Raw genomic sequence first — 14,383 nt, forward strand, 5'->3', positions numbered from 1 at the left:
GTTCTAGTCTCAGCGAGTGACCCGCTGGTTGATCGTCCTCGCGTTATGGATCCTCGGACTGGGCGCGCTCGCCCTGACCCTCGGTGTGGCCACCGGGTGGTGGTTCGCCGCGGTCGTCCTCCTCGCACTCGCAGCCCTCGGGACATGGGATCTGCTGCAACGACGGCACAGCATTCTGCGGAACTACCCGGTGCTGGGGCACGCACGGTTCCTGCTCGAAAAGATCCGCCCCGAGATCCAGCAGTACTTCATCGAATCGTCCACGGATGGAACGCCCTTCGACCGCGACACCCGCGACCTCGTCTACGAGCGGGCCAAGGGGACCCTCGCCGAGGAGCCGTTCGGCACCGAGCGGGACGTGCACGCCGTCGGCTACGAGTTCATGGCCCATTCGCTGCGCGCCCGGATGGCACCGCCCGAGCCGCCGACCGTCCGCGTCGGCGGCCCCGACTGCGAACGGCCCTACGACATCGCGCTTCTCAACGTGTCGGCGATGAGCTTCGGCTCGCTCTCCGCGAACGCCATCGAAGCCCTCAACGCCGGGGCCGCGCGCGGCGGGTTCGCGCACGACACCGGCGAGGGCGCGATCAGCCCGTACCACCGCAAGCACGGCGGCGACCTGATCTGGGAGATCGCGTCCGGCTACTTCGGCTGCCGGACGAACGACGGCCACTTCGATCCCGGCAAGTTCGCCGAACATGCAGCCTCAGAGCAGGTGAAGGCGATTTCGATCAAGTTGTCGCAGGGCGCGAAACCCGGGCTCGGCGGAGTGCTGCCCGGGGCGAAGGTGTCGCGGGAGATTGCCGAGACGCGCGGCGTGCCGGTCGGGAAGACGGTGATCTCCCCGCCCGCGCACACCGCGTTCTCCACCCCGAACGAGCTGATCGACTTCATCGTCACCCTGCGAAAGCTCTCCGGCGGCAAACCCGTCGGGTTCAAATTGTGCGTCGGATCGCGCACCGAGTTCCTCGGCATCTGCAAGGCGATGCTCGAACGCGACGTCACCCCGGACTTCGTCATCGTCGACGGCTCCGAGGGCGGAACCGGCGCAGGTCCAGTGGAATTCGAGGACAACATGGGCATGCCCCTCACCGAGGGGCTGATGCTCGTGCACAACGCGCTCACCGGCGCCGGACTGCGGAACCGCATCAAGATCGGCGCGTCCGGGAAGGTCGCCAGCGCATCCGACATCGTCAAACGGATCATCCAGGGCGCCGACTTCACCCTGGCCGCCCGCGCGATGATGTTCGCCGTCGGGTGCATCCAGGCGCAGATGTGCCACACCAACCGCTGCCCCGTCGGGGTGACGACGCAGGACCCGGCGCGGACCCGCGCGCTCGACGTCCCCGACAAGGCGGCCAGGGTGTTCCGGTTCCAGAAGTCGACGGTGGCCGGCGCCCAGCAGATGGTGGCATCGATGGGTCTCGACAGCTTCGACCAACTGACGCCGTCGATGCTCAACCGCCGGATCGACGGCGTCACCACGCGCACCTACGCGGAACTGTACGAGTGGCTGATGCCCGGTGAACTGCTCGAGGATCCGCCGTCGGATTGGCTCACCGACTGGATCGACGCCGATTCATCTCGCTTCTGACGTCGTTTTTTCGTCGAACCGAACGTCGGCGCAATAGGGTGACGGGGGCCACAAAAGATGTGGCATCTATCGACGGCGTCACCCCTGGCACACAATGACGACGGGGGCGCTGGGAAGGAGTTCGCGATGGCCCTGAGAGCCGCCCCCGAATCCGAGATCGAGTACCTGAAAACGGATCCGGATCTGCCAGCGGTCGGCGTCGTGGACCGCACCCCCATCTCACCGGCGGCGCGGATCACGTTCGCCGTCCTCGGCCTCCTCGGTGGCATCGCATGGGTGATGATCGCGTTCATCCGCGGCGAGAACATCAACGCCGTCTGGTTCGTGGTGGCCGCCGTCTGCACGTACCTCATCGCCTACCGCTTCTACGCGCGGCTGATCGAACGCAAACTCGTCCAGCCCCGTGACGACCGGGCCACCCCCGCCGAGATCCTGGAGAACGGCAAGGACTACATGCCGACGGACCGGCGGGTGCTGTTCGGGCACCACTTCGCCGCCATCGCCGGCGCAGGTCCCCTCGTCGGTCCCGTCCTCGCCGCGCAGATGGGCTACCTGCCCGGCACGCTGTGGATCATCATCGGAGTCGTCTTCGCCGGAGCGGTCCAGGACTTCCTCGTCCTGTGGATCTCGACGAAACGCCGCGGACGCAGCCTCGGTCAGATGGCCCGCGACGAACTCGGCCTCGTCGGCGGTGTGGCCGCCATGATCGGCGTCTTCGTCATCATGATCATCCTCATCGCGGTGCTCGCCCTCGTCGTCGTCAACGCGCTCGCGGAAAGCCCGTGGGGCGTCTTCTCGATCGCCATGACCATCCCGATCGCCCTGTTCATGGGCGTCTACCTGCGGTACCTGCGCCCGGGCAAGGTCGCGGAGGTGTCGCTGATCGGCGTCGTGCTGCTGCTCCTCGCCATCGTGTCCGGCGGCTGGGTCGCCGACACCGGTTGGGGCGCCGACTGGTTCACGCTCTCCAAGGTGACCATCGCCTGGCTGATGATCGCCTACGGTTTCGCCGCATCCGTCCTGCCCGTGTGGCTGCTGCTGGCCCCGCGCGACTACCTGTCGACGTTCATGAAGATCGGCACGATCATCCTGCTGGCCATCGGCATCCTGGTCGCGCAACCCACCATCAAGATGCCCGACGTCACGACGTTCGCCATCCAGGGCAACGGCCCCGCGTTCGCGGGCTCCCTGTTCCCGTTCCTGTTCATCACGATCGCGTGCGGCGCGCTGTCCGGCTTCCACGCCCTCATCTCCTCCGGCACCACGCCCAAGCTGCTGGCGAAGGAAAAGCAGATGCGGCTGATCGGATACGGGGGCATGCTCACCGAGTCGTTCGTCGCGATCATGGCGCTCGTCACCGCGTGCATCATCGACCAGCACCTGTACTTCGCGCTCAACGCGCCGGCCACCCTCACCGGCGGGACCCCCGAAACGGCCGCCGCATACGTGAACGGCCTCGGACTGTCCAGCCCGAACATCAACCCCGACACCCTCTCGCAGGCCGCGGAGAACGTGGGCGAGGAGTCGATCATCTCCCGCACCGGCGGTGCCCCGACGCTCGCGTTCGGCATGTCGGAAGTGCTCAGCCAGTTCCTCGGCGGCGCCGCCCTCAAGTCGTTCTGGTATCACTTCGCGATCATGTTCGAGGCGCTGTTCATCCTCACCACCGTCGACGCAGGCACCCGTGTCGCCCGGTTCATGCTGTCGGACTCGCTCGGCAACTTCGGTGGACCCGCCCGCAAGTTCAAGGATCCGTCGTGGCGCGTCGGAGCCTGGGTGTGCTCGCTGGCCGTCGTCGGACTGTGGGGCGCCATCCTGCTCATGGGCGTCACCGACCCGCTCGGCGGCATCAACACCCTGTTCCCGCTCTTCGGCATCGCGAACCAGCTGCTCGCCGCGATCGCCCTGACGGTGGTCCTCGCCATCGTCATGAAGAGGGGTCTCTTCAAATGGGCATGGATTCCCGGCGTTCCCCTCGTCTGGGATCTGATCGTCACCATGACGGCGTCCTGGCAGAAGATCTTCTCCGGCAACACCGCCGTCGGCTACTGGTCCCAGCACGCCGCGTTCAAGGAAGCGAAGGAAGCCGGCAAGACCAGCTTCGGTTCCGCCAAGACCCCCGAGGCCATCGACGCCGTCATCCGCAACACCTTCATCCAGGGCACCCTGTCGATCGTGTTCGCCGCACTCGTCCTCGTCGTCGTGGTGGCCGGAGCGCTCGTCTGCATCAAGGCATTCCGGGCAGGTGGACTGCCGACCACCGAGTCACCCGAGCAGCCGTCGAAAATCTTCGCTCCCGCCGGGTTCGTCCCCACCGCCGCCGAGAAGGAACTCGACAAGGAATGGAACGAACTCATCGCGTCGGGCGTCGTGCGCGCACCCGGTGCTGCACACACTCACACGGACAGGGCACATCACCATGATGAATAGGGTTGTGGGGGCCGTCCGGACCGCCTGGTGGTGGACGGGGTCGCTGATGGGCGACCACGACTACAGCAGGTATGTCGAACACCTTCGCCGGAACCATCCGGACGCCGAGGTGCCGACCGAGCGCGAGTACTGGAAGGCGCGCTACGCGGACGCCGACGCGAACCCGGGCGCCCGCTGCTGCTGACCTCACCGGGCCGTCCCGGCGTCCCCCAGTACTGTCAGTACTGATCGGCTGAGCAGACACGGCAGGGAGGACCATCTGTGACGGAGAAGGAAGCCCCGGCGCCGTCCGGGACCGCAATCACGAAACCGGACCGCGGGCATCTCATCGGGGTGGGTGCGATGTGGGTGGCCAAGTGGTCGCTGGTCCTCGTGGCCATCTCGCTGGGCGCGTTGTTGTTCGGGTGGATCATCGAAAAGCTGTGGGTGATCGTCCTCCCCGTGCTGCTGGCCGTCGTGGTGTGCACGGTGCTGTGGCCGCCGACGCGGGCGATGACGAGACGGCGTATCCCCCCGGCGGCGGCCGCCGCGACGTCGCTCGTCGTGTTCATCGCCGTCGTCGCCGGAATCATCGCGGGCATCGTGCCGTCCGTCGTCAACCAGGCACCCGAGCTGGCCAACAAGGCCACCCAGGGCATCAACCAGGTGCAGGACTGGTTGAAGGGTCCGCCGATCAACCTGCAGGACGATCAGATCGACCAGGGCATCCACACGATCGTCGTGAAGGTGCAGGAAAGTGGGACGGTCATCGCGTCCGGTGTGTTCACCGGGGTCAGCACCGCCAGCTCCCTGCTGCTCACGCTCGGCCTCGTGCTGGTGCTGTCGTTCTTCTTCATCAAGGACGGCCCGCGGTTCATCCCGTGGCTGCACTCCGTCGGCGGCGGCCGCGCGGGCCGTCACCTCGAAGTGGTGCTGGGCCGCATGTGGGACACGCTCGGAGGGTTCATCCGGACGCAGGCACTGGTCAGCCTCATCGACGCCGTCTTCATCGGCGCCGGACTGCTCATTCTCGGTGTGCCGCTTGCACCGGTCCTCGCGATCCTGACGTTCATCGGTGGCTTCGTCCCGATCGTCGGTGCGTTCGTCGCCGGTGCTCTCGCCGTGCTCGTCGCGTTGGTGGCCAACGGTCTCACCACCGCCGTGATCGTGCTGATCATCATCCTCGTGGTGCAGCAGATCGAGGGCAACGTGCTGCAGCCCGTTCTCCAGAGCAAGAGCATGAAACTTCACGCCGTCGTGGTTCTGCTCGCCGTGACCGCCGGTGGCTCCGTGTTCGGGATCGTCGGCGCCTTCCTCGCGGTGCCCACCGCCGCCGTCGCCGCCGTGGTGGTGCGCTACATCGGTGAGCAGATCGACGAGCACAGCGCCGAAAGCAACATCGCCGACGCCGTCGCCGCGAACGACGACCTCGACGACGCCGAACGGGAGGGCGTCACCGTCGACGAGGCCGCCGTCGCGCCCAAGGCGGACTGACCGGCACTCAACCCGCGACGACCTCCACCGTGGAGCCGGTGCGTCCGCGAATCACGTGCAGCCGGCTCGGGATTCGCTGACGCATCTCGTCGACGTGACTGACGATCCCGACCACCCGGCCACCGTCACGAAGCTCGTCGAGGACGCCCATCACCGAGTCGAGGGTGTCCGCGTCGAGGGTGCCGAATCCCTCGTCGATGAACATCGTGTCGAGGACGACGCCTCCCGACTCCGCCGCGACGACATCGGCGAGACCGAGCGCCAGCGACAGCGACGCCAGGAACGACTCACCGCCGGACAGGGTCTTGGCCGAACGCACCACTCCGGTGTAGTCGTCGCGGATGTCCAGCCCCAGGCCACCGCGGCGGCCTCGCGGACCGGCCTCGTCGCTGTGGACGAACTCGTACCGTCCCGCCGACATCCGGCCGAGCCGCGCGGATGCCGAGACGGCCACCTCTTCCAGCCGGGCCGCCAGCACATACGACCGCAGCGACATCTTCCTGGCGTTCTGGCCACGGCCCGCGATCACCTCGGCGAGGGCGGCCAACTCCTCGTGCGCGGCCTGCATCGGCGCAATCGCCTCGGCGGCCTTGTCGAGTTGACCGACGAACCGTTCCAGATCGAGCAGTCGGCGCTCGGCGTCGGATGCCGCCGCGACGGCGACGTTCACGACCTCCGCGGCCACGTCGTGCGCGTGCTGGACGGACGCCAGTTCCACGGGATCTGCCTCGGCGACGGCAACGACCTCGGGGTCGTCGAGCACGCTGCGCGCCCCGACCTCGGCGTCGCGCGCCGACGTGAGGAGGGCCTCGATCTCACCCTGACGGGCGGCCGTCCGGACCGCGGCCACGGCGTCGGCAGAGCTGTCGAAACCGGCGTCCCCGGCCAGTGTTTCGGCCTTGGCCGCGAGTTCACGGGCCGCCGACTCGGCTCCGGCACCGGCGTCCCGAGCGTCGAGCAGTTCGGATGCGGACTCCGCAAGCGCGTCGAGTCGTGCGCGGCGTGCCTCCACGCTCGGGTCGTCGCCCGCCGCCTCGCTCACCCGGGCCCGGATCTCCCCGAGCTGTGTCGTGCTCGCCGTGATTCTCTCGGCCACGGTGGCGGCGTCGACGCCCAGGTCCCGCAACCGTTCCTGCAGGTGACTCTCGCGGTCCCGCAGCTCGGTGAGTGATGCGGACCGACGCTCGACCTCGTCGCCGAGCGCAGTCGCCTCCCCCACCGCCGCCTCCGCGGTCGTGAGTGCCTGCGCGAGTTCGTCCGCGTCACCGTCGCCGCCGCGCTGGACGAGCACGTCGATCGCGCGCTCCACCGCGCCCAGCTTCTCGGTCGCGGTCGTCAGCGCCGCCGCAGCCTTCTGCTCCGCCGCGAGGGCCTTGTCCTCGTCGGCCTTCGTGACCGACAGCTCGGACGGTTCGGCAGGCTGCGGGTGCTCGGGCGAACCGCACACCTGGCACGGGACACCGTCCTCGAGCGTGCCCGCCAATTCGGCGGCCATGCCCGCGATCCGACGTTGCAGCAGGTCGAGCCAGTGCTCGCGCGCGTCCTGGTGCTGTCGCCGGGCATCGAGCACGCCGCGCTCGAGCCGATCACGCTCGGCCCGGCGGGTGCGGAGATCCGCCGCCGCCGAGGCAGCGTCGGCCGCCCGGTCCCGGGCATCGACGAGCGCGGGCACTGCGTCGCGGGCCTTCTGCGCCGAGTCGAGCGCCTTCTCCGCTTCCCTCAGAGCGAGCGGCAATTGTTCCCGCTCCCGGGACAGCGCGTCGCCGGCCTCGGCGAGTTCGACCTGCCGGGCACGTAGCCGCTTCAATTCGACAGCGAGCCGGTCGGCAGCGACGGATTCGGCGAGTGCCCCGTCGAGGCGCACGATCTCGTCACGCCAGGCCCGGATACTCGACCGGATGTGCTCCCGTTCGTCGGCGGTCGGAGGCCACGACAACTCCGCCACGAGATCGGCGCCGCCCAACGTCGAACGCAATCCGTCCGTGATCGCCTCGACGTTCCGCGCGGCGGCTGCGGCCTTGGCCCGGGCGGCGTCGGCGTCGCGTGCCACGGTCGCGACCGGTGCGGCCCGGCGCGCATCCGCCAATTCGGCGACGAGGACCGCCCGCCGGTCCGCCTCCGCTGCGTGGGCCTCGAGTTCCGCCTCGGCTCGCCGCCTGCGGTTCTGCAGTTCGAGGACACGGCGCGCCTCCGCGAGCGCATCTTGGGTCACCTTCGCCTGGCTCTTGGCCTTCTGCAGGTCGTCCGCGGCCAGGTCGCGGGTCTCGCGCGCCTCGGCCTCGAGCTTGTGGGCCCAGGTCACCGGATCGGCGTCGGCGCCCCCCTCGATGCCTGCGGCCGTCCCGACCCGCGCCAGCAGGACGTCGACGGCCCGTTGATGCTCGTCCAGGTCGTGGGCGCTGGTACGCCTGCGGTCGAGGAACCACTCCTCCACCGTCCCGAATCGGGTGGTGTCGAACAGCCTCTCCAGAAGCTGACCGCGTTCCTCGTTGTCGGCTCGCAGGAACTTCGCGAACTCTCCCTGCGGCAGCAGGACGACCTGGAAGAACTGGTCGGCGCTCATGCCCATCAGCCGCCCGACCTCGTCGGCGATGTCGGGGATCCGTGACAGGTTCTCCCCGCGGCCGTCGAGCCAGGTGAGCATGGCCTTCGCGTTCTCCTTGATGGTCCCCGACCCACGGCGCTTGGGACGCTCGAACTCCGGGCTGCGGACGAGTCGCAGATGCCGGCCCGCGATCGTCGCCTCGAGCGTCACCGTCGGAACGGAACCGGCGGGCGCGTGGTCGGACAGGAGGCGCTTGCCGTCCTTCCGTGCCCCGGGCACCGTGCCGTACAGCGCGAACGCCACCGCGTCGAGGACTGTCGTCTTACCGGCGCCGGTATGACCGTGCAGCAGAAAGAGCCCGTCCGCGCCGAGCCGATCGAAGTCGACTTCCACGGATCCTGCGAACGGCCCGAAGGCTTCGACCTCGAGTCGATGCAGCCTCATGCCGTCTGTTCCAGCGCGACGACCTCGGCGGTGTCTTCGCCGGACCGGCCGGCGAAGCCGAGTGCGGCCTCCACCAATCGGATCTCGCCGGTCGACGGTTCGCTGCGCACGTCGGTGAGGAAGCTGCGCGTGATCTGCAGATCGCTGCGCCCGTGGACCTTGTCGCGGTAGCGCAGATCGTCGCCGCCTTCGGGGCGTTGCCACTCGAGGTGCACGGCGAACGGGAATCGCGTCTGGAGCGAGCGCATGGCGTCGACCGGGCGTTCCGGGTCGGTGAGCACCGCCGACACGTAGCAGTCCTCGGCGTCGCGGAACGCGTCGTCCTCGAGCAACGCCTGCACCGTCCCGGTCAGTTGCCGCAGACCACGGACCACCGGCAGGTCGACCCGCTCGACGGCCCGCAGTCCGTCGGCGTCGAGATCCACGAGGTAGACCGCCTTGCTGTGGGTGCGCTCGCCGAAGGAGTACGGCAGCGGCGAACCCGAGTACCGGATGTTCTCGGTGAGAGTCTGCGGCGAGTGCAGGTGGCCGAGCGCGACGTAGTCGACCCCGCCGAAGGCCGACGCCGACACCGTCTCGACGCCGCCGACGGAGATGGACCTCTCCGATCCGGTGGCCTCCGCGCCCACGACGAACGCGTGCGCCAGGACGACGGACCTGGTGCACGGACCGGTGTCGTTCCGCCCGTCGAGGTCGGCACGGACACGGTCCATCGCGGCGTCGAGGATCTCGGCGTGCGAGCGGGCGGTCGGCACGTCCAGTTGCGCGCGGGTGATCTCGGGCTCGAGATAGGGAATGCCGTAGAACGAGACGGGACCGTGCGCGTCCTCGAGCACGACGGGCGAGCCGATCCCGGCGACCGTCGTCATGAGGTGCAGCCCGCCCGCGCGGGAGAACGCGGCACCCGCCCCGAGCCGCGCCGCGGAGTCGTGGTTCCCGGACGTGGCGACGATGACCGCACCGGCGTCCCGGATCGCTTCGAATCCGCGGTTGCACACGGTGACGGCGTCGGCGCTGGGGATCGACCGGTCGTACACGTCACCGGGAACGACGACGACGTCCACGCCGTGCTCGGCGACGAGGGCGGCGATCGCGTCGAGCACACGGGCCTGGTCGGTGAGCAGGTCCACCCCGTGGAACGTGCGTCCGATGTGCCAGTCCGAAGTGTGCAAGATCCTCATGTCCCGAGACCGTAGAGCACCGTGCCGACAACCTCGAACACCTCGGCCGCGTGGCGTCCGAGCGATTCGACATGTCGGTGGGGCGGTGCACCGTGAGCCACATGAATGCACTCGCTGCACTCGGAATGCTCCTGGCGCTGGCCGCGGGCACCGCCCTCGGGTGGCTGCTGCACGCGGCGCGGAGCGGTGATCGGGCGGCGCGTGCGGAGGCACAGCTCGTCGCGCTGCGCGAGAACGAGGCCCTGCTGCAGCAGTCGCTCGGCGCGGTCAGCGAGGATTCCGCCCGCCGCCACTTGGGTGCGATCGGCGAGCAGATCTCACGGCTGGTTGCGCCGCTGCACGAGGCCGTCGGCGCCCTGGCGGAACAGGCGTTGAACAACGACGAGGTGGTCATGACGTCGCTGTGTACCCGCCAGTACGGGCAGCGCAGTGCCCGTCGCCGTGCCACCGCTGCCGTGACCGCCGCGGCGGACCGCCCATGACGGCCGCTGCTGTAGTTGCTGATCGGACTGCTGACGTCGATGCGCCGGATCTGTCTCGGTTGGTGATCCGGGCGTTCGTGTATGTTCTCGATCCCAAGCCGGGGCAGGTCGAGGCGTTGTGGTCGCATTGCGGGGCGCAGCGTTTCGCCTATAACTGGGCGCTGTCGCGGGTGAAAGCGAACCTCGACCAACGCGCTGCGGAGCGGTCGTATGAGATCCTGAACTCGGAGTTGACGCCGCTGGTGTCGTGGTCCGCGTACAGCCTGCGCAAACACTGGAACACCGTGAAAAACGACGTCACGATCAACTCCGAGACCGGGCAGCCGTGGTGGCCGGAGAACTCGAAAGAGGCGTACAGTTCCGGACTCGCGAACTGCGCTGCAGCCCTATCGAACTGGTCCGATGCCCGGTCCGGGAAACGGAAAGGGTCGATGGGGTTTCCGCGGTTCCGAAGCAAACGAGCGGTGCCCTCCTGCCGATTCACAACGGGCAGTTTCGGGCTAGTCACCGACGGCGGCGACCGCCGTCATGTGCAGTTGCCTCGGATCGGGGCGATCCGGACGTGTGAATCCACCCGCAAACTGGCCCGCAAGACGATCGCGGGGTCGGCTCGGATCCGGTCGGCGACCATCTCGTATCGCCGCGGCCGGTGGCAGGTGTCGTTCTCCGTCGAGACCACGGTCCCCGCCAGGGCACTCCCACCCACCGGTGCCGCCGCGGTCGGCGATGGCGGTGTGGGCCGTTCGGTGGTTGGGATCGATGTCGGAGTGAAGCACCTCGCGGTCCTCTCGACCGGGGAGATGATCGAGAACCCGAAGCACGGACGTAAGCAGGCAAAACAACTTCGTCGTCTGGGCCGCCGCGCATCGCGGCGGGTCGGCCCGGATCGCCGCACCGGTCAACAACCGTCCCGGCGTTGGCTGCGCACACAGGAACAGATCCGGGCGCTGCACACCCGCATCGCCGCCGCGCGCCGCGATCACCTGCACAAACTCACCACCCGGTTGGTGCGGGACTTCGACACCGTCGTCGTCGAAGACCTCAACATCGCAGGGATGACCCGTTCCGGTGGCGCCTACAAACGGGGGTTAAACCGCGCCCTGCATGATGCGGCGCTCGCCGAGATCCGGCGGCAACTGACCTACAAGACCGATTGGACCGGCACCGGCCTGCATGTGGCAGACCGGTGGTATCCGTCGAGTAAGACCTGCTCGGACTGCCAGGTAATGAAAAACAAGCTACCTCTGAATGTTCGGGTGTTCACCTGCGATGCGTGCGGATTCCGCGCGGATCGTGATCACAACGCCGCCCTCAACCTCGCTGCACTCGCAGCGGTTGTTGACGGTGGTGCGTCTTCGGCGAGTTGCGGACGAGACGTAAAAGAAGCCCGACAGAAACCAACCATAAGACCCGCCACTCGGCGGGCAGACGGTATCGCTGCGGGAACACCACCGAGTGGTGAACGTGACCGGGATAACCCGGACACTCATGCCGAGTGCACTAAACAACACTCAGCCTGAACGGCGAGATCCAGCTGGAGCGGGTGGTCGAACTGGCCGGGATGGTCCGGCACTGCGACTTCGACACCCGGGTGTCGAAGGACGGTGTCCGCCCCGACCTGCTGGTGTACCTCGCGGGCGGCAAGCAGATCGTGGTCGACGCCAAGGTCCCGTTCGCGGCATACCTGGACGCTGCGCAGACCGAAGACCCGATCGCAAGGGAACAGCACCTCACCCGGCACGCCCGGCAGCTGCGCACGCACGTCGACCAGTTGGCCGACAAGACGTATTGGGAGTCGTTCGACCCGACGCCGGAGTTCGTGGTGCTGTTCGTGCCCGGCGACCCGTTCCTGGACGCGGCGCTGACCGCCGACTCCGGGCTGCTCGAGCACGCGTTCTCACGGAACGTGATCCTCGCCACCCCACCACTCTCATCGCCTTGCTGCGGACCATCGCGCACACCTGGCGCCAGGAGGCGCTGTCGCAGGACGCCGCGAAGATCCACCAACTCGGCCGGGAGCTGTATTCGCGGCTGGGCACGGTCGGTGCGCATCTCGACCGCCTCGGCTCACAACTCGGCAAGGCCGTCGACTCGTTCAATCTCACTGTCGCGTCGATGGAGTCCCGGGTCACAGTCACCGCCCGCAAGCTCCACGACCTCGATGTGTTCGACGGCGATGTCACCGAGGTCAGCGCCGTCGATTCGTGGCCGCGACGCACAAATCTCGAGGATCTCTCAGGCTCTACCGGTCACGCCAACGAGGCTAGTTAACAAGTTGCCGCTACTGTCGTTGTGTGTCTGCAACCCAACGTGCTCGCTCTGGGGTGCCGCTCGACAGGCGGTCGATTGTCCCTACGGTCCCCGGTCTCCCCTGGTGGGGTGTCATTCTCCTGGCCGTCGGAGTCACCTTTGTCGGATTCGCTGTCGATGCGGCTCGTGGCACGGAACTCACGGCTGCGTTCTCCACGTTCTATTTCCTCGGCTGCGTTCTGGCCGTGGCGGCTGCCGGCAATCGGGCGCTGTTCACCGCGATCGTCCAGCCGCCGCTGATCCTGTTCGTCGCGGTGCCGCTCGGGCAGAGTCTCATCGCGGAGGAGAACAGCACCGCACTGAAAGACCTGGCGATCAACGTCGCATATCCGCTGGTCAACCGTTTCCCGGTAATGCTCGCCGCCACCGTGGTGACCCTGCTGATCGGTGGCCTCCGCCTCTTCCTGCTGCAGCAACGCAAGACCGGTCCCGCCCGCACCTCCGAGCGGCGACGCGCGCAGCGGGCGCCACGCGCCGCCCGCCCTCGACGCGCAGCCGAGGAGTCCGAGCTGTCTCCGCCGTCGCGCCGGGCGCGTGACAGGGACGCTGCGCGGGAACACCCCCGCTCGGGGCGACGGGCAGCCACCCCACCGCCTCGCCGATCGTCGTCGTCGGGGGGACGCACCACGCCCCCACCACCGATGGTCGACCGGGCAGCGCAGGCACCCCGCTCGGCGCCTCCGCGCACCAGTCAGGCGCCGCGTTCGGTCCCGCCGCGGACGACGCCGCGACCCCGGCCGAACCCCGACGTGCCGGCCCACCCCATTCCGCAGGTGCGTTACCGCGACCGGTACGAGCCGCCGTTCGAGACGGAGCAGCCCCGCTAGAGCAGGGACGCGGCAGGTAGCGGGCCGATCAGGTCCGCGCGGCGCGCAGCTCGCGCGGCAGTGCGAAGACCAGCGTCTCGTTGGCCGTGGTGACCGGCTGGACGTCGTGGAATCCGTGCTCGTCGAGCAGATCGATCACACCGCGCACCAGGATCTCCGGCACGGACGCACCGGACGTGATCCCGACCGTCCGGACGCCGTCGAGCCAGGCCGGATCCACTTCGCGCGCGTAGTCGACCAGGTACGACGCCTTCGCGCCCGCGTTCAGTGCGACCTCGACGAGACGAACGGAGTTCGAGGAGTTGCGGGATCCGACGACGATGACGAGGTCGCATTCGGGTGCCATCGCCTTGACCGCCACCTGACGGTTCTGGGTGGCGTAGCAGATGTCGTCGCTCGGCGGGTCCTGCAGATTGGGGAAACGCTCCCGCAGCCGGGCGACCGTCTGCATCGTCTCGTCGACGCTCAACGTGGTCTGCGACAACCAGATGACCTTCGATTCGTCGCGGACCGTCACGGCGTCGACGGAGTCGGGTCCGTCGACCAGTTGCACGTGATCGGGGGCCTCACCGGCGGTGCCCTCCACTTCCTCGTGGCCCTCGTGGCCGATCAGGAGGATGTCGAAGTCGTCGCGGGCGAAGCGCTTGGCTTCCTGGTGGACCTTCGTGACCAGCGGGCACGTGGCGTCGATGGTGCGCAGGTTGCGCGCCGCGGCCGATTCGTGGACCGCGGGAGACACGCCGTGGGCGGAGAACACCAGCAGCGCGCCCTCCGGAACCTCGTCCGTCTCGTCGACGAAGACGACACCCTGATCGGTGAGCGTCTCGACGACGTGCCGGTTGTGGACGATCTCCTTGCGGACGTAGATCGGGGCGCCGTGCTTCTCGAGCGCCTTCTCCACCGTCTCGACGGCGCGGTCCACGCCGGCGCAGTAGCCGCGGGGCTCCGCGAGCAGTACCCGCTTCTCGCCGTCGGCACGCGACGCCCCCGAATCTGCCGAACGTGTGATACCCACATTGAGTGGAACAGCCGAAGACATGGTTCCAGACTACGGGTCACCCCGAACGGACGACACTTTCGCGGGGTCTCGGCCGGGT

At 68.3% G+C, this 14,383-nt stretch carries 9 protein-coding genes and 2 pseudogenes; 8 read left to right on the top strand and 3 right to left on the bottom strand.

Annotation, left to right across the window (positions count from 1 at the left end; genetic code table 11):
- The first annotated feature begins 16 nt into the window (after window positions 1-16).
- The 4 genes from ACNJ7E_RS36785 to ACNJ7E_RS36800 all read left to right on the top strand — a co-directional run bounded on the left by ACNJ7E_RS36785 (window position 17) and on the right by ACNJ7E_RS36800 (window position 5,497).
- Complete coding sequence (locus ACNJ7E_RS36785; RefSeq protein WP_418342166.1) at window positions 17-1,594, top strand: FMN-binding glutamate synthase family protein; 1,578 nt, start codon at window positions 17-19, stop codon at window positions 1,592-1,594.
- 126 nt (window positions 1,595-1,720) lie between these two features.
- On the top strand, window positions 1,721-4,024 hold the full coding sequence (locus tag ACNJ7E_RS36790; RefSeq protein ID WP_280781554.1) for a carbon starvation CstA family protein: 2,304 nt from the start codon (window positions 1,721-1,723) through the stop codon (window positions 4,022-4,024).
- On the top strand, window positions 4,017-4,208 hold the full coding sequence (locus tag ACNJ7E_RS36795; protein WP_005239019.1) for a YbdD/YjiX family protein: 192 nt from the start codon (window positions 4,017-4,019) through the stop codon (window positions 4,206-4,208). The genes ACNJ7E_RS36790 and ACNJ7E_RS36795 overlap by 8 nt, the downstream gene beginning before the upstream one ends.
- Before the next feature lie 77 nt (window positions 4,209-4,285).
- Window positions 4,286-5,497, top strand: a complete 1,212-nt coding sequence (locus tag ACNJ7E_RS36800) for an AI-2E family transporter (RefSeq protein WP_009479123.1) — start codon at window positions 4,286-4,288, stop codon at window positions 5,495-5,497.
- Window positions 5,498-5,504: 7 nt separating this feature from the next.
- Here the strand turns inward: ACNJ7E_RS36800 and ACNJ7E_RS36805 are convergent, their stop codons facing one another.
- Entirely contained in the window at window positions 5,505-8,486 is a 2,982-nt protein-coding gene (locus ACNJ7E_RS36805) for an AAA family ATPase (protein WP_280781553.1), read from the bottom strand.
- Window positions 8,483-9,667 carry an exonuclease SbcCD subunit D gene (locus ACNJ7E_RS36810; protein WP_280781552.1) on the bottom strand — a complete coding sequence of 395 codons (1,185 nt, stop codon included), beginning with the start codon at window positions 9,665-9,667 and terminating at the stop codon, window positions 8,483-8,485. Before ACNJ7E_RS36810 ends, ACNJ7E_RS36805 begins: the two co-directional genes overlap by 4 nt.
- Before the next feature lie 101 nt (window positions 9,668-9,768).
- Here ACNJ7E_RS36810 and ACNJ7E_RS36815 point away from each other — a divergent pair.
- The 4 genes and pseudogenes from ACNJ7E_RS36815 to ACNJ7E_RS36830 all read left to right on the top strand — a co-directional run.
- Window positions 9,769-10,035: pseudogene (locus ACNJ7E_RS36815) on the top strand (DNA recombination protein RmuC); the annotation flags it as partial.
- A gap of 110 nt (window positions 10,036-10,145) precedes the next feature.
- Window positions 10,146-11,669, top strand: a complete 1,524-nt coding sequence (tnpB, locus tag ACNJ7E_RS36820; protein ID WP_280781551.1) for an IS607 family element RNA-guided endonuclease TnpB — start codon at window positions 10,146-10,148, stop codon at window positions 11,667-11,669.
- 2 nt (window positions 11,670-11,671) lie between these two features.
- A pseudogene (locus ACNJ7E_RS36825) lies at window positions 11,672-12,420 on the top strand (DNA recombination protein RmuC); the annotation flags it as partial.
- A gap of 23 nt (window positions 12,421-12,443) precedes the next feature.
- Window positions 12,444-13,286 (top strand): DUF6542 domain-containing protein, encoded by an 843-nt coding sequence (locus tag ACNJ7E_RS36830; protein ID WP_418342167.1) that lies wholly within the window; start codon window positions 12,444-12,446, stop codon window positions 13,284-13,286.
- Window positions 13,287-13,314: 28 nt separating this feature from the next.
- On the opposite strand, the gene ACNJ7E_RS36835 is transcribed toward ACNJ7E_RS36830, so the two are convergent.
- On the bottom strand, window positions 13,315-14,325 hold the full coding sequence (locus ACNJ7E_RS36835) for a 4-hydroxy-3-methylbut-2-enyl diphosphate reductase (protein ID WP_280781549.1): 1,011 nt from the start codon (window positions 14,323-14,325) through the stop codon (window positions 13,315-13,317).
- Between the last annotated feature and the right edge of the window lie 58 nt (window positions 14,326-14,383).

The sequence above is a fragment of the Rhodococcus mengyinensis genome, from assembly GCF_048381435.1.
GTDB lineage: Bacteria > Actinomycetota > Actinomycetes > Mycobacteriales > Mycobacteriaceae > Rhodococcus_F > Rhodococcus_F opacus_D.

Coding starts and splice junctions, on each gene's coding strand:
- ACNJ7E_RS36790 (WP_280781554.1), top strand. CDS start 1,721: ATGGCCCTGAGAGCCGCCCCCGAATCCGAGATCGAGTACCTGAAAACG.
- ACNJ7E_RS36795 (WP_005239019.1), top strand. CDS start 4,017: ATGAATAGGGTTGTGGGGGCCGTCCGGACCGCCTGGTGGTGGACGGGG.
- ACNJ7E_RS36805 (WP_280781553.1), bottom strand. CDS start 8,486: ATGAGGCTGCATCGACTCGAGGTCGAAGCCTTCGGGCCGTTCGCAGGA.
- ACNJ7E_RS36810 (WP_280781552.1), bottom strand. CDS start 9,667: ATGAGGATCTTGCACACTTCGGACTGGCACATCGGACGCACGTTCCAC.
- tnpB (WP_280781551.1), top strand. CDS start 10,146: ATGACGGCCGCTGCTGTAGTTGCTGATCGGACTGCTGACGTCGATGCG.
- ACNJ7E_RS36835 (WP_280781549.1), bottom strand. CDS start 14,325: ATGTCTTCGGCTGTTCCACTCAATGTGGGTATCACACGTTCGGCAGAT.